This window comes from Allobosea sp. 05L423, assembly GCF_056397745.1.
In genome coordinates this window covers 42,738-63,698 of sequence record NZ_JBFTOA010000010.1, presented here as the reverse complement: position 1 = coordinate 63,698, position 20,961 = coordinate 42,738, and the positions used below count along the sequence as shown (strand labels likewise).

Below are 20,961 nucleotides of genomic sequence, written 5' to 3'. Positions count from 1 at the left end.
ACCTTACGTTGCGCCAGGCCGCCAAGATGATCGACATTGCTCTCAACCTCCTCGGCATTGTTGCGTTCAGCCTGCTCGGCTACGCGATGCTCATGGCGGTCAGAGGCCCGAAGGCCGAAGCTTGAAGCGGAATGGCGCGCCAGCCGTTCGCTTTTCTTTTTCTTTCCTTGAATGGCCGGGCGGGAGCCTTTGCGCCGGGAGCGCACGATCGCGATCAGTGCGGGTCGTGATTTGATCGGCCTTTGCCTTCGTCCGCGAGCGCGACGGGGATCGTGACGCCGAGGCGGCGAGCGCGGCTTTTGAGTGCCTCGAGCGTTTCCGCTCCCAGAGCGCAGAAACCGTCGAAACGGCTCCGCGCTTGCGCCGCGCGATCGCCCGGAAGCCGTACGGGGCTTCCCCCGGGAGCTGTCCGCGAGCTCCGGATCCGATCGGAAAATCCGGAAGCCGCCGCCTCGAATTCCGCAATCGGCCGCATTCCTTCGATCTGGATCGCCATGAACAGGTTCGCGCTTGCATAGGGGCGGGCGGCATCGCCGTAGAGCGGCTGCACGGCCTCGCCGATAGCGCCGGCCGACAAGCCGCCAGCCAGAAGATCGATCATGACGGCGAGCCCAAAGCCCTTGGCCCCCGCGGCAGGCAGGAGCGTACCCCGCAGCGCCTCGAATGCGTCCCGTGTCGGCTCGCCTTGCGCCGTTTGCGCCCAGCCTTCCGGAATCGGCTCGCCCTTGCTTGCGGCCAGCCTGATCTTGCCCATCGCGCCGGCGCTCATCGCGAAATCCAGCGCGATGGGCTCGCCGCCGGTCGGGACCGCGATCGCCAGCGGGTTGTTGCCGACGACGGCTTCGACACCGCCGGGCGCGGGCAGCATCGGCCGCGTATTGGCCATGACGATGCCGATCTGTCCGGTCAGCGCGATCTTCCGCGCGAAGCGGCCGGCGGCGCCGAAATGGAAGGCGTTGCGGACGGCCACCACCGCAACGCCATGCGCGGCGGCTCGGGCCGTCGCGATCTCGCAGGCCCGCTCGGCCGTGACCTGCCCCAGCCCGTTCCCGGCATCGATCGTCAGGCGCGAGCCCAGATCCGCGACGATCTCGCCCCTCGCGCGCGGATCGACGGAGCCTCCTGCGATCCGGTCCAGATACATCGGCAGATGCAGCAAGCCGTGCGAGGCCAGTCCCTCGATATCCGCGTCGACGAGAGCTTCGGCCACCACGGCCGCATTGTCGGGCGGCGCCCCGGCCGCTTCGAGCAGCGCGACGGCGAAGCCCTTCAGGATTTCCGCAGGGTAGACATCCGAAACCGACATCGGCTCCCCTCGATGCAGCACGCCCGGCGCGATGACCGGGCGTACGAGGCACTTTTCAAACCCCGGCGGAGCCGGGTCGGGACGATCTCGCTTAGCGCGCCGGGGGAGCGTATTGCAGGCCGCCGGCGGTCCAGAGCTTGTTGAGGCCGCGCCCGATGCCGAGCTTCGAGCCGGCGCCGACATTGCGCTCGTAGACCTCGCCGTAATTGCCGACCTGCTTGACGATCTGCAGGGCCCAATCGGGCTTCAGCCCCATCGATTCACCGAAATTGCCGTTGCCGCCGAGCAGGCGCTGCACCTCGGGAGAGCCGGTGCGCTTCTGCTCGTCTGCATTGGCGGCGGTGACGCCGAGTTCCTCGGCATTGATCATGGCGTAAAGCGACCAGCGGACGATGCTGGTCCAGGTCTCGTCGCCCTGGCGCACGACCGGACCGAGCGGCTCCTTCGAGATCAGCTCCGGCAGGATGACGTATTCGGCCGGGTTGACCAGCTTGAGCCGGTAGGCGGAGAGCGCGGAGACGTCGTTGCTGAACACGTCGCAACGGCCGGATTCGAAGGCCTTGGCGACCTGGTCGCCGGCCTCGAAGGCGACGCCCTCGTATTTCATGCCGTTCGCCCGGAAATAATCGGCGATGTTGAGCTCCGTCGTGGTGCCCGTCGGCACGCAGACCGAGGCGCCGTTCAGGTCCTTGGCCGAGGCGATGTTCTGCGATTTGCGGACCATGAAGCCCTGCCCGTCGTAATAGGCGACGCCGACATAGCGCAGGCCCATCTGGGTATCGCGCGACAGGGTCCAGGTGGCCTGGCGGGACAGCATGTCGATCTCGCCGGTCTGCAGCGCGACAAAGCGGTCCTTCGGGCTGAGCGGGGTGTAGCGCACCTTCCCGGCGTCGCCGAGGACAGCGGCCGCGACCGCGCGGCAGATATCGACATCGAAGCCGCCCCAGCGCCCCTTCTCGTCGGGGACGGAGAAGCCGGCCACCCCCGGGCTGACGCCGCAGACCAGTTCGCCGCGGTTCCTGACGTTTTCGAGCGAACCGGCAGCGGCAGGCAGGGCGGAGGCGGCCAGGAGGCCGGCGATCAGCAGGAGGCGCTTCTTCATTTGGGATGGCCTTTCAGACGGTGGGATCCGCCGCTTCATTGAACCCGGCCCGATCCTGCCGCCTTTCTGACCCAGGGGCAGTTGCGCATTGGTGCATTTCGTCAAGTGAAACGAGACCAATTCCGGCCGCGTGCGGCTGCGGCGATGCCCATCATCGTGGCCATCGAAAACCGGCAGGTCGCATCATGCAGGCTCCCACACCGAACAGCTTCCGCCAGCGCCTTCTCGGCGGCGCCTTCCTGGCGGGGAGCTTCATCAAGACGCCGACCGCCCATGCGACCGAGATTCTCGGCTTCTGCGGCTACGACTTCATCGTCATCGACCAGGAACACGCGCCCTTCGACCGCAACGCCACGGATATCGCCTTGCTGGCCGCCCGTGCCGCCCGTATCGCCGGGGTCGTCCGCGTTCCCACGCTGGCGGCGGACGCCATCCTGTCGGTGCTCGACTGCGGCGCCGTCGGCGTCCTCGCCCCTCATATCGCTGATGTGGCCGATGCCGAGGCGCTCGTTGCCGCCTGCCGCTATCGCGGCGGCCGGCGCGGTTTCTCCGGTGTCACCCGCGCCGGCCGCTATGGCGGGTCGAAGATGTGGGACCTCGTCGATGCGTCCGACGCGGCCGTCGCTACCATCGCCATGATCGAGGACCCGTCGGCGCTGGAGCGGATCGACGCGATCCTCGCCGTCGAGGGGCTCGACGCCGTCTTCATCGGGCGCGGCGATCTCACCGTCGCCTTCGGCGCGCCCAGCCGCGACGCTCCGATCGTCCGCGACGCGGTGGACGCGATCTTCCGGGCGGCGAAGGCCGCCGGCAAACCGGTCTGCGTGATGACCGACAATGGCGAGGAATCGGCCGCCTTCGCCGACCGTGGCGCCAGCGCCTTCATCCTCTCCTCGGACCAGGGCTTCCTGCGCAAGGCCGCGAGCGACGCGCTCTCGCAAATGCAGGCAGCCCGGAGCCGCGTCGAGGCATCCGGCGCGCGATAGGAGAACCATTCGTGTCTAACTACCCTTCCAGCGATCCCCGTTCGCAATTGGCGGCGCAGCCCGCGGCCAAGGCTGCTCCGGTCAAGGCCTATGCCGGCGCCGACTACGCCCGCTTCTATGCGGAGGCACCGCAGCAGGCCGGCGATGGGTTCAGGACCTGGCTCGCGCGCGGCCAGAACTTCATCGTCGCCTATTCAGACGCCGAAACCGGAGCCGTACTGGAACGGGCATCGCAGCCCGACGAATACTGCCTGATCCTGCCCGAGAAGACGCTCAGTGCGACGGTCTCGGCCGGAGGCGAGACGGTCGAGGTAGCGGGCGGCTCGATCGCCTTCATCCCGCCGGGCGCATCGCGCATCACGACGACGGGCACAGGCCGCCTCATCCGCATCTTCTCCAGCGCCGCGCCCGATCTCGCGGCAGCCTGCTCCAACGCGGCCTCCTACGCGCAGCCCCACGCCAACGTCGCATTGCTGACGCCCTGGCCGGAACCATCAGGTGGCTGGAAGATCCGCGCCTACAGCCTGGATGCAGGGGGCGGTGAGGGGCGTTTCGGCCGCATCTTCCGCTGCACGACGCTGATGGTGAACATCCTCGACCCGCGGAGCGGCCTGCGCGACATCACGGCGCTCTCGCCGCATCACCACGATGATTTCGAGCAGGGCTCGCTCGTCATCGACGGCGGTTACATCCACGACATCCGCTGGCCCTGGACGCCCGACATGCGGATCTGGCGCGAGGACGAGCACGAGCTGATGGCGGCGCCCTCGCTCACCGTGATCCCGCCGCCGTCGATCCACACCTCGCGCTCGGTGCTGCCCGGGCTGAACCAGATGATCGACATCTTCTCCCCACCCCGCCTGGATTTCTCGCAGAAGCCCGGCTGGGTCATCAACGCCGCGGATTATCCGATGCCCGGCGAAACCGCGTGAGGGCCACGGACATGAACTCCTCTCCTGCGAATGCCGACGCGCGCAGCCGCCAGATCGCCGATCTCCTGGTCGGCGCCGTCGACCTTCACTGCCATAGTGGCCCGGCCGCCATGCCGCGCATCCTCGACCATCACGAGGCCATGCTGGACGCCGCCGAAGCCGGGTTTCGCGCCGTCGTCTACAAGGACCATTTCTACCTCGGCACGGCCCATGCGATCCTGCTTGAGAAGCTCGTGCCGGATACCGGCGTCAGGCTGTTTTCCGGCATCGCCCTCAACAATGCGTCGGGCGGCTTCAACCCGCATGCGGTCGACCATGCCATCAAGCTCGGCGGCAAGATCGTCTGGATGCCGACGCTCTCGGCCAAGAACCATATCGACGTGCTGGCTTCGGGGGCGGTGAAGACCTTTCCCAAGACCGCGCAGAAGATGCTCGATCCCGTCCCGCTCACGGCCTTCGGCTCCGACGGCAAGCTTCTGGACGAGGTCAAGCAGATCCTCGACCTGATCGCGGCCGGCGACATCATTCTCGCCGGCGGGCACCTTTCGACTGCCGAGCTCTTCGCGGTGTTCGAGGAGGCCAAGGCCCGCGGCGTGAAAAAGCTCCTGGTCAATCACCCGACCTACATGGTCAACAATTGCAGCGACGCGGAAATCCGCCATCTCGTTTCGCTCGGCGCGGTGATGGAGCATTCGATCTGCATGTTCGTCGAGGGCAAGTCGAAGAAGTTCGAGCCGCCGGAGCTGCGCCGCGTGATCGAGGTCGCCGGCGTCGAGAAGACGGTTCTCTGCTCCGATCTCGGGCTCGTCGGCTCGCCGCGTCCCGTCGATGGCTACCGCGAGATCGTCGGCCATCTGCTCGACCTGCAATTCACTGAAGCGGAAATCCGCCGGATGACCGGTGGGCATGCCGCTGAGCTGCTCGCGCTCGACGCCGCGGCATAAGGCGCGCTCGCTCTAGCTCCGAACCACGCCGTCATCCCGGGCTTGACCCGGGATCGATGCCGGAACGATTCAGGCATGGATCCCGGATCTCCGCTTCGCTGCGTCCGGGATGACACCAGTTAGAGTGAAACGAAAATCGGCCCGGGTTTCCCCGGGCCGCTCTGCTTCTTGGAGCAGGCTCTCGACACACCGTTCAATCGAGCGAGATCGCCGCGGCCTTGATCACATCGGCCCATCTGGCGATCTCCTGCGTCTGGGCGGTCCGCAGCGCCGCCGCATCGCCGCTGCGCGCACGCACGCCGATCACGCTGAGCTTCTCGCGCCCCTCCGCGCTTTCGACATAGGCCCGGGCGATCGCGGCGATCCGCGCCACGACCGGCTCGGGCAAACCCTTCGGGCCGACGAGCCCGAACCAGCCTGTCGCATTGACGCCCGGCAGCCCGGCCTCCGACAGCGTCGGCACCTCCGGCAGTTGCGGCGCCCGCTGGTCGCTGGTGACCGCGAGCCCGCGGATCGCGCCGCTTTTGACAAGCGGGATATAGGCCGGGATGAAGTCGATCGCGACATTCACGGTTCCGGCCAGCAGGTCGGTCGCGAGCGGCGCCGAGCCGCGATAGGGCACATGAGTCATCTGGAAACCGGCCTTGCGCTGGATCAGCTCGCCGGTGATGTGCCCCATCAGGCCGAAGCCGGGGCTGCCGAAAGTCAGCTTGCCCGGATTGGCCTTCCCATAGGCGACGAGCTCCGCGAAGGACGAAACCGGCAGCGAGGGATGCACCGCGACGATGCCCTGGACATCGCCCAGCAGCGCGATCGGCGTGAAATCGGCGAGCGGATCGAAGGGCATGGTCTTGTAGAGCAGCTTGTTGGTCGCGAGCGGCCCCGAGGACGAGAACAGCAGCGTGTAGCCGTCGGCGGCGGCCCGGACCACGCTGGTCGCGGCGATGTTGCCGCCGGCGCCGGTCTTGTTCTCGACGACGAAGCCTTGCCCCAATTCGCCGCGCAGCCGCTCCGCCAGAAGCCGGGCGACAACGTCGGTCGAGGCGCCGGCCGGGAAGGGGACGACGATATTGGTCGGACGGCTCGGCCAGGTGTCGGCGAAGGCCTGTCGCGGGCCGGCCAGAAGGCCCGCTCCGGCGACCGAGGCCATGAAATTGCGGCGTGAGAGCTGTCGCACCATCGAGATTTCCTCCGGAAAACGCCTCTTCGGACGTGTTGGCCGGAGACTAGGGGCGAGCGGCAGGCGGCCTGCGGAAAAGGCCGGCTATTTCTCCCCTTGAAACGCAACGCCCATGGATTGCGACAGGGCCTCCAACTGCGCCTCGATGCTGGCCGCCGCCTTCTTCAACGGGTGGATGATCCGCGCCTTGTCCTCGGGAGTGGCCACGGCCGAGCGGAAGAACGTGACGCCGAAGGTCGCGAGCAAGCGCTCGCCGAGCCTGATCGGCACCGCGATCGTCGTCGAATTGCGGGGCTCGGTCGAAGCGTCCCTCTCGGTATAGCCGCGCCAGCGGGCCTGGGCGATCAGCCGCTCGATATCCTCGTCCGTGAGGCTGCTGTTCTCGGGATCGGAGGAGGCGCGCATCGCCGCGAGCAGAACGGCGCGCTCCTCGTCCGGGCAGAAGGCGAGATAGGCGCGCCCGAGCGCCCGGCCACCCAGGCTCAGGCGGTAGCCGAGCGTGGCGTGGAAGGGAGAGATCGGGCTGTCCGGAATTGTGCTGAAGCGCACGATGACCGCGTCATAGTCGAGCAGGCACACGGCGCAGGGCCATTTGATCTGCCGTGTCAGCGCCGTAGCCCACGGGCGTGCCGCCTCGATCACCATCGGCGCGCCATGGAAGCCCGAGCTCAGATGCGCCACCTTCGAGGTGACGAGATAGCCGCGCACGCGCTCATCGCGCGTCACATAGCCGGCGTCGATCAGGGTTTCTAGCAGGCGCACGATGGTCGGCTTCGGCAGGCCGGTGCGGCGGTGCAACTCGCCGACGGTGGCCGCACTGCAGCGATTGACCTCGGTCAGCAGCCTGAGTGCCTTGAGGACGGATTGAACGGGCGCGAACGAGAACACTCTGCGGGTCCGGCGTGACGAAGACGAACGCCGACTCTAGAGTGGTTTTCGGCCCGACAGAACCGTCATTGCGAGCGTAGCGAAGCAATCCAGTGGACTGGGCTGAAGCCTCCCACCCAGTCCCCCTGGATTGCTTCGTCGCTTCGCTCCTCGCAATGACGGGTAGGGTTTCAACCCGATCAAAAGCCGCCATGGAGCCGAATGGGCTGCGCAGGACGCCGTCTTTCACGCACCCTAAAGGTTCAGGCCGGCATGGTCAGAACCACCTTGCCGATCTGCTCGCCCGCATCCATCAGCGCATGCGCATCGCGGACATCGCCCCAGTCGAAGGTCGCGCAGATATGGCTGCGGACCCTGCCGCTGGCGAGCAGCGGCCAGACCTGTTCGACCAGTTCGGCCGCGATCCGGCCTTTGTAGGCGGCATCGCGCGGCCTGAGCGTCGATCCGGTCAGGGTTAGCCGGCGGCGGACGATGTTGCGGACGTTCACCTCCGCCGTCTGGCCGAGATGGCTGGCGATCAGAACGACCCGCCCATCCGGCGCGAGCAACCCGAGCTGCTTTTCCGTATAGGGGCCGGCCTGCGAATCGAGCACCACATCGACCTTCTCCTTGCCGATCGCAGCCTCGATCTCCCCGACCCAGTCTGCCCGATAGTCGATGGCGAAATCGGCGCCGATCTCCAGGCTGACCGCGCGCTTCTCGGCCGAGCCGGCGGTCGCGATCACGCGCGCGCCGCGCAACTGCTTCGCAATCTGGATCGCGGCCATACCGACGCCGCTCGTTCCGCCCTGAACCAGCAGGGTTTCGCCCTCAGCCAGCCGGCCGAGCCAGATGACATTGTTCCAGGCGGTGAAGAACACCTCCGGCAGCGCGGCCGCCTCGGCGAAGGAGAATCCATCAGGCAAGGGCAGGCACTGCAAGGCCGGAACTGCACAGAGCTCGGCATAGCCGCCGCCATTGGCGAGCGCACAGACGGCATCGCCGACCTTGGGCCACGCAACCTCGGCACCAACCGCCTCGACCACGCCGGAAACGTCCAGCCCCGGAAGATCGGTCGCGCCGGGCGGCGGCGGATAGAGGCCGCGCCGCTGCTGGATGTCGGGACGGTTCACCCCGGCCGCGCGCACGCGGATCAGCACATCGGCCGGGCCGAGCTGCGGCAGCGGACGCTCGCCGAAGGCCAGGACCTCAGGGCCGCCCGGCCGGGTGATTTCGATCACTTTCATTGGGGTCTCTCTGTGTCGTCTGGAGAGGGGCGCAGCGACTGCAGGATCTCGGGCATCCGCTCGCGGGCCGAATTCATCAGGCGCTCATAGATCGAGTTGCCGTGAGCATCGATGGCGACGATGACCGGGCCGAAGCCGTCGAGCCGGATTCGGTTCAGCCGGAATTGCATGATGAGGTCGGTCCAGGCGCAATCCGTCACGGCCTGAACGCCCTGGCTCAGCAAAGCGGAAGCGCCGCCGACGAAGGAGAAATAGACGCAGCCCACCTCGCGCATCGCCGCGACACTTTCCGCTCCGAGCCCACCCTTGCCGCCGGTTGCGCTGAGTCCGAGCGTCCGGATCAGGGAGGGCATCAGGTGGTCGAAGCGGCTCGACGTGGTCGGATTGACGTAGTGGAGCGGGCCGGGGCCGGTCGCGGCCTCCTCATAGCTGACGCCCATGTGGAAGAAGGAGCCGCCACGCAGCGGCAGCGGCAGTTCGCGGCCGGCTTCGAGCTCCGACACCATCCGCTTCTGTGTGGGCATGCCGACGGTCGCGACGGCGTCGCCGTCGAGCAGTACGACATCGCCGAGCTTCAGCGCCCGCGCGGCCTCGGGCGTCAACGGCAAGGTGATGCGAGGCAGGGACGGGCTCATCACTCGATCCGCTCCACCGTGCCGGAGTTGTAGATCCGGGCTCGGGTGCGCCGATTGATCCAGCAGTTGAACGAAACCGCGACCGGTGTGAAGCCGTGGCCCGAGGCGTATTCGACATGGACGCCGAAGGTTGTCGTCGAACCGCCGACACCCATCGGGCCGAAGCCCATCTGGTTGACGGCGCGGGTCAGGCGCTCCTCCATATCCGCGACCATCGGCTCGGGATTGCGCTCGCCGAAGGGGCGCAAAGTCGCGTCCTTGGAGAGCTTGGCGGCGTGGTCGAAGGTTCCGCCGATACCGACGCCGACGACGACCGGCGGGCAATGCTGCCCGCCCGCGCGCAGCACGAGTTCGAGGATGCAGCGCTCGATCTCCTCGAGGCTCGGGCTGACCAGCGTCTCGACCGCCGCCCAGCGCCCGCCGCCGAGCGCTTTCGGCGCGCAGGTGATGTCGAGATAGTCGACATCACCGACGAGCTCATAGGAAACCAGCGGCATGTCCTTGCCGTGATAGCTGCGTTCGTTGGTCAGCGGGTTGGTGACGAAGCGCAGGATCGGCGGCTGGATCGTCCGGACGAGATCGGCGAAGCCGTCGACGATGGCCTTGCGGATGTCGCCTTCCATGCGCACGCCGGAGCCGATCTTGATGGTGTAGCTGGGCACGCCGGCATCCGAGCACAGGAACTTGCCGGTCTCTTCGGCACGCTCGGCGCTGTCGAGCATGAAGGCCAGCGTCTGCCGCGCCTGCGGCTCGGTTTCCGTCGCGAGCGCTTCGCGGAACGCGGCCTTCGAGGATTCGGGAATCCGGCGCAGCGACCGATCATAGAGATCGGCGGTGACTTCCTTGACCAGATCGTAGGTGATGGCCATGCGCTGCGCCCGTTTCGACGGCGCGAAACTAGCCGATCCCAGGGCGATGGCGGGCTGTGCATGCGGCATTTCAATGCATGAAACAGAGGTCTTTGCCCGCCGCGCCCGCCCGCTTCCCGATAAGCACGGAATCGGTCAGAGGTGCTTGCGCACGCTGAAGAACGAGCCCGGTGAAGGGGGCATCGAACGCCTCGAACACTGGGCAGCCTTGCTGGGGACGGATCTGCCATGAGCCATGTGGATATTACCGGTTTCGACCTTACGATCGACCAGCTCGTCCGCATCGCCAGGGGGAAGGCTCAGGTCTCGGTCACGGCGGATGCGGTTCAGCGGATGAAGGCTGCTCGCGCCATCGTCGACAATGCGGTGGCGCGCGGCGAAAAGGTCTACGGGGTCACCACCAGCGTCGGCGCCAAGACCGGCGTGCCGCTCGCGCCCGATCGCATCGCCGAGTTCAACCGCCGCCTGCTGCTCACCCACAATGTCGCACACGGGCCTCTCGCCCCGCATGAGGCTGTCCGGGCGATGATGACGGTGCTGCTCAACGCTATGGCGAGCGGGCGCCTCGGCGTTCGGCCGCTGCTGGCCGAGCGGCTGGCTGCTGCGCTGAACGAGGATCGCACGATCGACGTGCATATATGGGGCTCGATGGGCCAGAGCGACATGGCCCCGGTCACCGATCTGGCGCTGGCGCTCTATGGCGACCTCGAATTGCAGGCCGGCGAAGCCCTGGCGCTGCTCAACTCCAGCGCGCTCGCCTTGGGCACCGCGGCGCTGGCCATGGCCGATCTGCGCGATAGCCTCGACCTCTGGAGCCTGATCGCCGCGCTGAGCATGGAGGGCTTCGCCGCCAACCCGTCGATCGTCTCGCAAGCCGCGCTGCAGTCGCGCCCCTTCGCCGGGCTCAATCGACATGGTACGCGGATCCGCCACTACCTCGCAGGAAGCTATCTCTTCGCCAAGGGCGGGCCGCGTCATCTGCAGGACCCGCTGAGCTTTCGCTCGCTGCCGCTGCTCCACGGCACGGCGGCGGATAGCCTGGAGTTCGCCTATGGCCAGGTCGAAACCGAGCTGCGGGCGAGCCAGAACAACCCGATCGTCTCGATCGAGGAGCAGGCGCTCATTTCCGTCGCCAATTTCGACACGGTCTCGCTGTCGATGGCGCTCGACGTTGCCCGGTTGGGATTCGCCCCGGTCGTGACCAGCTCGGCGGAACGTGTCGCGAAGCTGGTCGATTCCTTCTGGTCGGGCCTCACCGTCGGGCTGATCGAGGAGGATGGCGTGGGCCTTCCCGGCTTCAACGGGCTGGCGCAGTTCCACAAGGCGATCACGTCCGAGGCACGGCTCGCCACGGCGCCCGTCGTGCACGAGCTCGCCAGCTCGAGCCATTCCAACGGCAATCTCGACCGGGCCGGCATGGCCGGGCTGGCGGCCCGCAAGACGGCCGAGGTGGCGGGCCTGTGCCGCTCGATCGCAACGATCGAGCTGCTCGTCGCCGCGCAAGCCCTCGATATCCGGAAGGCCGCCCCGCTCGGCGCCGTGACGGGCAGGCTCCATGCGCTGGTTCGCGAGGCCGCTCCTTTCGCCGCGGCTGGCGACAGGGTGCCCCATATCGATCCGCTGCTGCAGCATATCGGCCAATGCGACGCCGAGATCCGGAGCATGCTCACTCTCGGCTGATGGCTCCAGGGGCCGATCCGAAAGCAGGCCGCGCCGACCTCCAGCGGCTGGCGCGCTGCCAGGCTGCGTCTCTCCATCGGCTTGCTGACGAGCTTCTGGATCCCATCCGGAAACACTCGCGGAGCCGGTCGAGCTCTTGAGGCGGTTGAGCGCTCTCAAAAATCATCTTTTGGGAATTGCTGGCGGACAGGGCGGGATTCGAACCCGCGATACGGTTTCCCGTATACACACTTTCCAGGCGTGCGCCTTCAACCACTCGGCCACCTGTCCGGCGCGCTGCTTATGACTGCCGGGCCAGCATCTTTCAAGGCCCGAGATGAAGGGTTTTGCACAATCCCCTAAAACCTGCGCGTCCGGTTGCGCTGAGCCCCTGGGATGAGCACATCTTGGAGCTGGGGCCGCAGTCAGATACGCGAGTGGCAAACTGAGACGGGGAGCAAGGTGAGGTTTCTTCTGCGACTGTTGGGATATCTGTCCGTTGCGGCCGGATTCGTAGCGCTCGTGATCGACGGCGCCCGTTCCATCGCCAACTCCGCCCTGCGCTTCACGGCGTTGAGCGAAACCCTGACCGCCTTGATCCATGAGCGCTACGCGCAGCTCCAGCCAGCTGTCGAACGCAACATCCATCCCTTGCTCTGGGATCCCGTGCTGCTGTCGGTGATGCGGATGCCGACTGCGCTCGCGGCGCTTCTGCTCGGATTCGCGCTGCTATGGCTGGGGCGGCAGCCGGAGCCGCAGATCGGCATCGTCACGCGTCGGTGAAGCCCGTGTGCGCGAAGCCCCCTGTGCGAAGGGCCGCCGGAGGCTTACATAGGCGCCGAAGCTCGAACGAACGGAGCGAGGAATGTTCTCTTTGCGCAAGAAGACCGAGATGCCGACGGCGGCCGAGACCCTGCCGGGCCGCCCTGCTGCGATTCCCACCGCTGAAACCCATTTCGTCAACGGGCGCGCTCTGGCCGGCCCTTATCCGGAAGGCACGCGCAAGGCGCTGTTCGGGCTCGGCTGCTTCTGGGGCGCCGAGCGCAAGTTCTGGCAGAGCGGCGAGGGGATCTGGGTGACGGCCGTGGGCTATGCCGGCGGCACCACGCCGAATCCGACCTATGAGGAGGCGTGCAGCGGCCTGACCGGGCACACCGAGGTCGTGCTGGTGGTCTATGATCCCGCCAAGATTTCCTATGAGGATCTGCTCAGGATCTTCTGGGAGAACCATGACCCGACTCAGGGCATGCGCCAGGGCGGCGATATCGGCACGCAGTACCGCTCCGCGATCTACACCTACGATGCAGAGCAGAAGGCCGCCGCCGAGCGATCGCGTGCGGACTACCAGAAGGCGCTGGCCGCCAAGGGCTACGGCCCGATCACGACCGAGATCCGTGAGGCGCCGACGCTTTACTTCGCCGAGGACTATCACCAGCAGTACCTCGCCAAGAACCCGGCGGGTTATTGCGGCCTTGGCGGCACCGGCGTCGCCTGCCAGATCGGCCTGGGCGTCGAAGCCTGAGCGTTGTCCGGGCAGGGAGGCGATCGCCTCCCTGTCTCGCCTTAAGTTCTTGATATGTTCTTGCGCTGTCGCTGAAGCTCCGCTAGCGTTCCTATGGGGAATGGGGCGAGGCCGAGATGGTGACGCGGGTCGCGACGGTGGCGTTCGAGGGGATCGAAGCGCGCGCCGTCGATGTTCAGGTGCAGGTCGCGGCCGGCGGCGTCGCCTTCATTCTGGTCGGGCTGCCTGACAAGGCCGTCGCCGAGAGCCGCGAACGGGTGCGCGCCGCGCTCATCGCCTCGGGGCTTGCCCTGCCGGCCAGGCGCATCACCGTCAATCTGGCGCCAGCCGATCTGCCCAAGGAGGGCAGCCACTACGATCTGCCGATCGCGCTCGCCGTCATGGCGGCAATCGGCGCGATCCCGGCCGATGCGCTCGCCGGCTATGCCGTGCTCGGGGAGCTCGCCCTCGATGGCTCGATCACTCCGGTGGCCGGTGTCCTGCCGGCAGCGATCGCAGCCTATGCAAGAGGGCAGGGTCTGATCTGTCCTGCCGCTTCCGGCCCGGAAGCAGCCTGGGCGGCCGCCGATATCGACATCCTCGCGCCGCGCTCCCTTATCCAGCTCGCCAACCATTTCAAGGGCACGCAGGTGATGGCGCGGCCGGAGCCGGCAGTGGCCCGTCAAGGGGGATTTCTGCCTGATCTCGTCGATATCAAGGGGCAGGAGAGCGCGCGCCGCGCGCTCGAAATCGCTGCGGCCGGCGGGCACAATCTCCTGAGATTGTGCTACATTAACTACGAAGGCGAAGCCTCTTTCTGCGACGCTCCGGAGCGGCTGCTCGTTTCATTATAGGCGGTCCAAGCCGATACCGCTCGATCAGGTGCGCCCTGGGTTAACGTTACGCTGGCGCTAGAAGTCGGGCGCCCATGGCGCAACGTTGTCATGGGCGCCTTCGGTCTGATTGCGTGGCCGCAAGAATCACTTGTATATCGGCCCGGGGGATAAGCCGGGATGACGTTTTATAACTTGGGGGCAATGCTGCCGAACATAAGCAGCGGCCTCGAGAATACGGGCTTTTTATTCGGCTCGGGCACTTCGCTTGAGGCTGGCTATCCAATGATGGCCGGCCTCACCAAAGACGTTGTGGGTGCGCTCAGTACGACAGAGCGCGCGGCGCTCGATGAAGCGCTGTCAGCAATTGGTTTGGCCTACGATTCGGTGACCGCTGAGCCGAACATCGAGTTGATTGCCGATGCCGTCATGGCTCACGCGATCAATTCGGGCGGCCCCCGATTCGTGGACTTGGAGGCCCGCCTTCGGCAGCTCGTGACCGACGTAATCCTTGGAGTTACGCACCCTAAGCTTGATTATCATGTGCGCTTTCTTGAGCTGCTGAAGGCGCGTGCTTTTGGGCGGGCCTGCTGTGTCTACATTCTTACGACGAACTACGACGTCTTGTTCGAGCTGGCTGGCGCGATCGCAGGTGTAGTTGTTGAGACGGGGTTCATCGGTTCCGTTGAGCGCTTTTTTGACCACCAGCGCTTTGTAACCGCCTGCGGTGCGATGCAGGCCAACCGCCGTTTCGAAGAGCGCTCTGTCCTAACTATCCGTCTGATCAAGCTTCACGGATCAGTGTCTTGGTTCACGCGCGACAGCAAGGTGTTCGAGCGCCACCCTACTTCGATCAGCGCGGCAGAGAAGCGGGTTATGGTGCTCCCCCGCCGGGGCAAGGTCATGGACACGCTCTTGTACCCGCATGACGCTCTGTTTGCCGTCACCAGTCGAGCTCTGGGTAGTGACTGCAAGTACATGGTGAGCTGCGGCTTCAGCTATGGCGATGATCATATCAACGCCAATCTGATCGTGCCCGCGCTCACGAGCGGCAAGATTCGCCTCTTTGCGTTGAGCGCTTCCGAAACGGTAGGGATGGCCAACCTCAAGGCGGCGCCTGCGTTCAGCGCGGGCTTCGTTACTGGCGGTATTAGCGGCGGGACCCCGCATGTGACCGGCACCGATCTTTGGAAATTCAGCAAATTCGTGGAGCTGTTCGCATGAGCACAACCGCTGCCTATCGAATCGGGAAGGTAGTCGCTGTTACGGGTGATCAGGTGTTCGTCTCGCTGGTTGACTTCAATGGCGAGGAGCCGCCCTCCGGCGTCCCAGCCAGCATGACAGTCGACATCCCGAGCGAGGCGGGACCGGCGCCCCTGCTCATCGGGCAGCCCGGGACTTTTGTTATGGTCTCTCTTCCGGCCGGTTATCTGCTGTGCATGGTCACCGGCATCGAAATGAAGGAGGAGCGCATCTCGGCGAGCGAGATCAAGCAGGCAGATCAGGATACCATGCTGCTCATCGATCGCGTGTCGCGCAGCCTCTCGACGGTTCCGGTAGGGACACTTGATGCGGCGGGGGTGTTCGAGCGCGGCACCGACACAATGCCCACTGTGAACGCGCCAACTTTCGCGGTCGATGCACAAACCATTGACCGTATCTATGCGGGCTATGCCGAAGGCGATTTCTCACTGGGGACACTCTCGTTGATTCCCGGTCAAACCGCCAAGATCAACCTCGATGCTTTTTTGACACGCCATGCGGCCATTCTCGGCCAAACCGGTGGTGGCAAGTCATGGACTGTCGCCTCAGTAGTTCAGAAGATGTGCACCTTCCCGCAATCGACGATTGTGCTCTTCGATCTACACGGCGAATACGGTTCGTCGTTTGGCCCCTATGCTGACGTGATCACGGCATCAGATCTGGAGCTTCCCTACTGGTTGATGAATTCGGAAGAGTTGCTCGGGCTAATGGTCGACCGGAGCGAGGCGGCTGCCCCAAACCAGATAGCCAAATTCAAGGAACTATTGCAGGCCGCAAAGGAAAATCATTCTGAGAACAAAAAGCTTGGCATCCCTAAGATTACGATCGACACGCCAGTCTATTTTGATTTCAATCTACTCATAGACGATTTCCGCGCTCTCGATTCCCAGATGGTTCCCGGCTCCAGCAAGGACATCAAGGGCCCATTGCATGGTCAGTTCACGCGGCTCCTGATGCGGATCGACTCCCGCATGAACGACCGGCGCTATGACCTGATCTTCAATCCTACGACCTATGCATCAAGCGCCTCTATGGATGATCTATTCAGGCGGTTACTGGGTGAGACGGTCGGGAATCGCAAGAAGGTGGTCGTCGTCGATCTGAGCACGGTACCGTTCGATGTGCGGGCTTCGGTCATATCGCTGATTCTTCGCTGCCTGTTTGATTTTTCCTACTGGTACCGCCGCGTTCACAAGGAGAAGTTTCCGATCGCGGTTTTTGCTGACGAAGCTCATATATATCTCTCGGACCACGATCCCGCCACCGAGGCCGCACGCACCTCGGCGGAGCGCATCGCGAAAGAAGGACGCAAGTACGGGATCAGCTTAACCGTTATTAGTCAGCGTCCTCGCGAACTCTCAAGCACTATCCTATCACAATGCGGCAGCTTCTTGTGCCTCAGGATTTCCAATCCTGACGATCAAGCGTATGTCCGCAACCTGCTGCCAGACTCGGTTAGGGGCATATCTGCAATGTTCTCGACGCTTAGGCGCGGAGAGGCGATTCTGCTCGGGGATTCCGTGATGATGCCAACGCGGATTCGGATTGATCGTCCGAATCCCGAACCGGAAAGTGATGACGCGTCTTTTGCGAAGAGCTGGGCTAAGGCGCCAACCGATCTCGACATGCCAGCCGTGCTGACCGCTTGGCGGAACCAGAAGGTCTAGTAGTATCGAAGGAAGCTTCTCAGCGAGCAGAGTTTCGGTCGAACACTGCCCGGCGAAAGCGGTGCACCTTGGACAGGGTTTGCTGGCGCCTCACCCAAGCTCTGCGGCTGAGCGTGCTCTCAGTCGCGGTCGCCGCGCTAGTCTACACCTGAGTTATGCGCAGCAGGCCAAGCTACTGAAACAAGATGCCTGTCGCATCGATTCGATCGGTATCAATTCACCCACCCTCAACATGTCATTCAGTAACGTCACCTCTGCCATGGGGGTGCTCAATGAGACTATGTTCAATTTTATGCGTTTCTACGATTGCAGCAGCTTTCCTGTCAGCTACAGGTGCGCTTTCACTGACTCAGCCCGAGATCAAGGCTGCTGTCACCACCGTGGCCAAGAGTTCCCGGGAATACAGCGAATGCCTGCGCATTGGAGGCGGAAAGCTCGAACAGACAACCGAGGTCAAGGACATCAACGGCGACGGCATTGATGAAATCATCCTGATTGAAACCGGTACGGCCGGAGCGAGCATTTGCTTCGGGATGGTTGGGCAGCAGATATCTCTCTTCGTATCGGATGGCGCAGGAGGATGGCGGACCGCGTTGAGCGTTCCCGCTGGCGGTCTGAGTTTCATCACGAGGGCCGACAAAGCTTGGCCCGACATCGAGGTTGGTGGCCCGGGATTCTGTTTTCCGATCTGGAGAATGCAGGAAGGAACAGGTAGCTACGACATCTGGAAAAGGTGCGAGAACGGCCGCCTTGTCGAAGTCAAGCTATCCGGCCCGGCTACAGGAACTCAACCTGCCAGTATCGGAACGCAGGTTCCCGTCGAGATCAACAAGGCTAAGCTCGATGGCCCGCCCTACGATCACAACGGGTCGATCGTCATCGTCGATGCGGCGAAGGGGCTGATCGTCTACGACCGGCCGAAGAAATCCATAGCGGCCACGGTAAAGCCCGGTACCGTCCTTTTTCGGGGGCAACCTTGGAAGGATGGCGATACCGATATCGTCATCAAAGGCACGGCCTACGTCTTCAAAAAGGGCTGCCAGGCGGCGGCGTATGAGGCCCGCGGCACCTACCATTCGATGTTCGGAATCAGCAAGCTCACGCTGGAAGGCGCTGCTCCGATGCGTTCCAAGACCTCGTGCGACATCATCGGCCACACATCGGTCGGACCTAACTCGAAGCTCGTGTTTGATATCGCGATCGAATGACCGCGGCAGGCTACGAATTCGAAAGCAGCCCCCCGTTATCGACGGGCGTTGCCCGGGCTTGGTCGTCGAATATCGACGCCAGCGGCAGATGGCGACGGCCATGACCGTCCAATCGCCCGGAGTTCTGGGCGAGGCAGCTCGTTCGGTCACATCGCCAATGGAGCCAGCCGCCGGATGAAATCCGCCTGCGACTGACATCCCGTCTTCGCGAGGATTTTCTTGACCTGGGATCGAACGGTCTCCCGGGAGACGCGGTGTTCGACGGCGATCTCGTTGACGGAAAGGCCTTCGAGGATGCGGTTGGCCACGGCCGCCTCGGCGCGCGTCAGATCATACAGTTCGCAAAGGAGCGACGCTTCGATCCGCAGGCTCCGGTCCGACGTCGTGACGACCAGCATCGCCTGCGCGCGCGAGAATATATCCAACGCCTGCCGCCGGATCGGCAGGACATGGATGACGAAGGCTGGGCTGTCATCCTTCCGGGGAACGGGGATCGAGCGGGTATCGCCAAGACGATCTTGAGCAAGGTCTTGCAGGGCTTTCTGGAGAAGCGCGTTCGCGCGATCGTCATCGAGCGCGATCTTGTCCCGGGCGCGGATGATGACTTGCCCAAGAAGAGCCTCGAAACCGGGGTTCATCGCCGTGATGCTGCCCTTGAGGCCGATGAGTGAGGCTGGCGATCCTGCCTGTTCGAAGGAGTCCAGGCTGGCTTGCGCCCGCTGCATCTGAAGCTTGGAAGCAAGCACTGCCGCTCGGGCCAGGTGAGGACGGATTCCGTCAAGGACCTCGACCTCCCGTCGGGATACCGGTCCTAGCTCTAACTTACGTTCCAGAGTGAAGACTATGTTCTCGCCGGACGACGCCCGGACATGAGTTGCCGTTCCCCAGCCGTAACCCTCCGGGCGGAGGAAGTCCGTATACATCGGGGTCTTATCCATCTCCTCATCGGAGAAGATATCATGGTCGGTGATGAACCCCGTGCGGCCGTGGGCAAGAAGCCCCGCCATGCGGTCATTCCGGTTCATCCATCCTTGTTCCATGAAGCGATGGAAGACCGGCTCGAATTCCTTGCAGGTCACCCAATTGGTGCCGAGATCGGAATGGGCGAATAGGAGTCCTCCGGTACAGCCGGCAATCTGGGCTATGCGAGCGATTGCAGTAGGCCATACCTCCGGCACTGCGGCGGCCTCGTAGAGCATCGCCACCGCATCGCTGAATTCGCCTGCATCCAACATTCTAGACCGCCCCGAGCCGCTCTCTGCTGATGCGGCACCATGAAATATTCGTCAATCGTCACCCTACGGGGTGATGCGCGCCAGATGCCATGTTTGCACTGTGAACATTGCTTTCAATCGTCCTGCCGAGTCATGAATGACCGAGTATATTTCCCGCGACGTTCGATTTTCCTCGATTCCCGATCCGGACCTGAACATCAGGAATCTCATCGCGCGCTGGCGGCCGATCAACGACTGGTTTCTGGCCCGAGGCGAAGCCGGCATTGACCCCTACCAAAAGACATCATTGGGAAAGTGCGGCCCTGAAATTCACGGCGCCTATCGGAACGGTAGACCGTTCCGGGGAGTGAACTTCGCCAGCCAGGATTACCTGTCGCTTTCAGGGCATCCGGAAATTGCCCAAGCGGCAGCAACGGCGGTGGAGCGATATGGTGCTCATAGCGCCGGCTCCGCGATCTTGATGGGAAATACGGCGCTTTCGACAGAGCTGGAACGTCGTTTGGCTGAGTACTTGGGCTATGCCGATGCGACGCTGTTCCCGATCGGCTGGGCCGCGGGCTACGGCATCATCAAGACGCTCGTTCGCGAAACCGATCACGTCGTCATCGACATCCTCGCCCATGCCTGCCTTCAGGAAGGCGCGCGTGCCGCAACCGCCCATGTCAGCCGTTTCCCTCATCTGTCGACCGAAGCGGTCGAGAAGCGCCTGAAGCGGATTCGGGGCAGCGACCCGCGGGCCGGCATCTTGGTCGTGACCGAAACCCTGTTCTCCATGGACAGCGATATCCCGGATATCGCAGCCTTTCAGGCTCTCTGCCATCGATACGACGCGACGCTACTGGTCGATTGCGCCCATGACCTCGGCGCTCTCGGCGAACGCGGGCTCGGTGTCCTTCATGCCCAGGACATGGTCGGCAAGGTCGATATCCTGATGGGCTCGTTCTCGAAGACTTTCGCCTCGCCAGGAGGCTTCGTCGCTTGCAACGATCTCGGCTTGAAGTTCGCCCTGCGGTCGAGCTGCGGACCATCGACCTTCACCAATGCGATGACGCCGATCCAGGCGGCAATCATCGACGCTGCGCTTTCGATCATTGACAGCCAGGAAGGCGACGAGCGCCGGGCACGCCTGCTGGCGAACACGACGCTGCTCCGGGGCGGGCTTGCGGTCGAGGGCTTCACCGTCATGGGGCAGCCCAGCGCGATTGTTCCGGTCATCCTCGGCAACGCCTCGATCTCGCGGCTCATGACGAAATACGCGGCCGAGGAAGGCGGCATCGTCAATCTGGTCGAGTACCCGGCCGTCGCCCGGAACGCCTGTCGCTGGCGCATGCAGGTAATGGCCGATCACACGGAAAGCCATATTCGGTCGATGGTCGATGTCGCGGTTTCAGCAAGAGAACAGGCCAAAGCGCGCGAACAATGGATGGATGTCCAGGCTGATGGCGTCTTGGCCTGATCTCAAGTTTCGATGTGGGCGAATTACCGATGTAAACTCCATCTAGATCGTAAAGAATTTGAAAATCGCCA

Annotated in this window: 18 protein-coding genes, 1 tRNA gene and 1 pseudogene; 11 read left to right on the top strand and 9 right to left on the bottom strand. The window is 64.2% G+C overall.

What is annotated here, in order from left to right; genetic code table 11:
* Positions 1-214: 214 nt before the first annotated feature.
* Positions 215-1,306 carry an Ldh family oxidoreductase gene (locus tag AC1DNE_RS20195; RefSeq protein WP_441473048.1) on the bottom strand — a complete coding sequence of 364 codons (1,092 nt, stop codon included), beginning with the start codon at positions 1,304-1,306 and terminating at the stop codon, positions 215-217.
* A gap of 91 nt (positions 1,307-1,397) precedes the next feature.
* On the bottom strand, positions 1,398-2,408 hold the full coding sequence (locus AC1DNE_RS20190) for an amino acid ABC transporter substrate-binding protein (protein ID WP_441473047.1): 1,011 nt from the start codon (positions 2,406-2,408) through the stop codon (positions 1,398-1,400).
* A gap of 185 nt (positions 2,409-2,593) precedes the next feature.
* Between AC1DNE_RS20190 and AC1DNE_RS20185 the strand changes: the two genes are divergently transcribed.
* Genes AC1DNE_RS20185 through AC1DNE_RS20175 form a run of 3 tightly spaced genes read left to right on the top strand, consistent with a single transcriptional unit; the run spans position 2,594 to position 5,270 of the window.
* Entirely contained in the window at positions 2,594-3,394 is an 801-nt protein-coding gene (locus AC1DNE_RS20185) for an HpcH/HpaI aldolase family protein (protein ID WP_441473046.1), read from the top strand.
* Between the two features lie 11 nt (positions 3,395-3,405).
* Entirely contained in the window at positions 3,406-4,326 is a 921-nt protein-coding gene (locus tag AC1DNE_RS20180) for a cupin domain-containing protein (RefSeq protein WP_441473045.1), read from the top strand.
* Positions 4,327-4,337: 11 nt separating this feature from the next.
* On the top strand, positions 4,338-5,270 hold the full coding sequence (locus AC1DNE_RS20175; RefSeq protein WP_441473044.1) for a DUF6282 family protein: 933 nt from the start codon (positions 4,338-4,340) through the stop codon (positions 5,268-5,270).
* A gap of 193 nt (positions 5,271-5,463) precedes the next feature.
* Here the strand turns inward: AC1DNE_RS20175 and AC1DNE_RS20170 are convergent, their stop codons facing one another.
* From AC1DNE_RS20170 to AC1DNE_RS20150, 5 genes are all read right to left on the bottom strand, one after another.
* Positions 5,464-6,450 carry a Bug family tripartite tricarboxylate transporter substrate binding protein gene (locus AC1DNE_RS20170; protein ID WP_441473043.1) on the bottom strand — a complete coding sequence of 329 codons (987 nt, stop codon included), beginning with the start codon at positions 6,448-6,450 and terminating at the stop codon, positions 5,464-5,466.
* An 84-nt stretch (positions 6,451-6,534) separates the two neighbouring features.
* Positions 6,535-7,338 carry a DNA-binding transcriptional regulator gene (locus AC1DNE_RS20165; RefSeq protein ID WP_441473042.1) on the bottom strand — a complete coding sequence of 268 codons (804 nt, stop codon included), beginning with the start codon at positions 7,336-7,338 and terminating at the stop codon, positions 6,535-6,537.
* 242 nt (positions 7,339-7,580) lie between these two features.
* Positions 7,581-8,564, bottom strand: a complete 984-nt coding sequence (locus AC1DNE_RS20160) for an NAD(P)H-quinone oxidoreductase (RefSeq protein ID WP_441473041.1) — start codon at positions 8,562-8,564, stop codon at positions 7,581-7,583.
* On the bottom strand, positions 8,561-9,199 hold the full coding sequence (locus AC1DNE_RS20155) for a fumarate hydratase C-terminal domain-containing protein (RefSeq protein WP_476765612.1): 639 nt from the start codon (positions 9,197-9,199) through the stop codon (positions 8,561-8,563). Before AC1DNE_RS20155 ends, AC1DNE_RS20160 begins: the two co-directional genes overlap by 4 nt.
* Positions 9,199-10,068 carry a fumarate hydratase gene (locus AC1DNE_RS20150; protein ID WP_476765611.1) on the bottom strand — a complete coding sequence of 290 codons (870 nt, stop codon included), beginning with the start codon at positions 10,066-10,068 and terminating at the stop codon, positions 9,199-9,201. Before AC1DNE_RS20150 ends, AC1DNE_RS20155 begins: the two co-directional genes overlap by 1 nt.
* 228 nt (positions 10,069-10,296) lie before the next feature.
* On the opposite strand from AC1DNE_RS20150, the gene AC1DNE_RS20145 reads away from it, so the two are divergent.
* Complete coding sequence (locus AC1DNE_RS20145; protein WP_476765610.1) at positions 10,297-11,748, top strand: aromatic amino acid lyase; 1,452 nt, start codon at positions 10,297-10,299, stop codon at positions 11,746-11,748.
* A 180-nt stretch (positions 11,749-11,928) separates the two neighbouring features.
* Here the strand turns inward: AC1DNE_RS20145 and AC1DNE_RS20140 are convergent.
* Positions 11,929-12,018: transfer RNA gene (locus AC1DNE_RS20140), tRNA-Ser, on the bottom strand.
* A gap of 231 nt (positions 12,019-12,249) precedes the next feature.
* Between AC1DNE_RS20140 and AC1DNE_RS20135 the strand changes: the two genes are divergently transcribed.
* From AC1DNE_RS20135 to AC1DNE_RS20110, 6 genes and pseudogenes are all read left to right on the top strand, one after another.
* Positions 12,250-12,510, top strand: coding sequence for a hypothetical protein (locus tag AC1DNE_RS20135; protein WP_441473037.1), 261 nt, complete (start codon positions 12,250-12,252; stop codon positions 12,508-12,510).
* Between the two features lie 82 nt (positions 12,511-12,592).
* On the top strand, positions 12,593-13,249 hold the full coding sequence (gene msrA, locus AC1DNE_RS20130; protein WP_441473036.1) for a peptide-methionine (S)-S-oxide reductase MsrA: 657 nt from the start codon (positions 12,593-12,595) through the stop codon (positions 13,247-13,249).
* A 116-nt stretch (positions 13,250-13,365) separates the two neighbouring features.
* A pseudogene (locus AC1DNE_RS20125) lies at positions 13,366-14,007 on the top strand (magnesium chelatase domain-containing protein); the annotation flags it as partial.
* A 234-nt stretch (positions 14,008-14,241) separates the two neighbouring features.
* Complete coding sequence (locus AC1DNE_RS20120) at positions 14,242-15,285, top strand: SIR2 family protein (protein ID WP_476765608.1); 1,044 nt, start codon at positions 14,242-14,244, stop codon at positions 15,283-15,285.
* A complete protein-coding gene (locus tag AC1DNE_RS20115; RefSeq protein WP_476765607.1) occupies positions 15,282-16,991 on the top strand; it encodes an ATP-binding protein in 1,710 nt (569 codons plus the stop codon). Before AC1DNE_RS20120 ends, AC1DNE_RS20115 begins: the two co-directional genes overlap by 4 nt.
* Positions 16,992-17,371: 380 nt before the next feature.
* Complete coding sequence (locus AC1DNE_RS20110; protein WP_476841166.1) at positions 17,372-18,199, top strand: hypothetical protein; 828 nt, start codon at positions 17,372-17,374, stop codon at positions 18,197-18,199.
* A 146-nt stretch (positions 18,200-18,345) separates the two neighbouring features.
* Here AC1DNE_RS20110 and AC1DNE_RS20105 read toward each other — a convergent pair whose 3' ends face one another.
* Complete coding sequence (locus AC1DNE_RS20105; RefSeq protein WP_476765605.1) at positions 18,346-19,434, bottom strand: helix-turn-helix transcriptional regulator; 1,089 nt, start codon at positions 19,432-19,434, stop codon at positions 18,346-18,348.
* A 136-nt stretch (positions 19,435-19,570) separates the two neighbouring features.
* On the opposite strand from AC1DNE_RS20105, the gene AC1DNE_RS20100 reads away from it, so the two are divergent.
* Positions 19,571-20,890 carry an aminotransferase class I/II-fold pyridoxal phosphate-dependent enzyme gene (locus AC1DNE_RS20100; protein ID WP_476765604.1) on the top strand — a complete coding sequence of 440 codons (1,320 nt, stop codon included), beginning with the start codon at positions 19,571-19,573 and terminating at the stop codon, positions 20,888-20,890.
* Positions 20,891-20,961 lie beyond the last annotated feature (71 nt).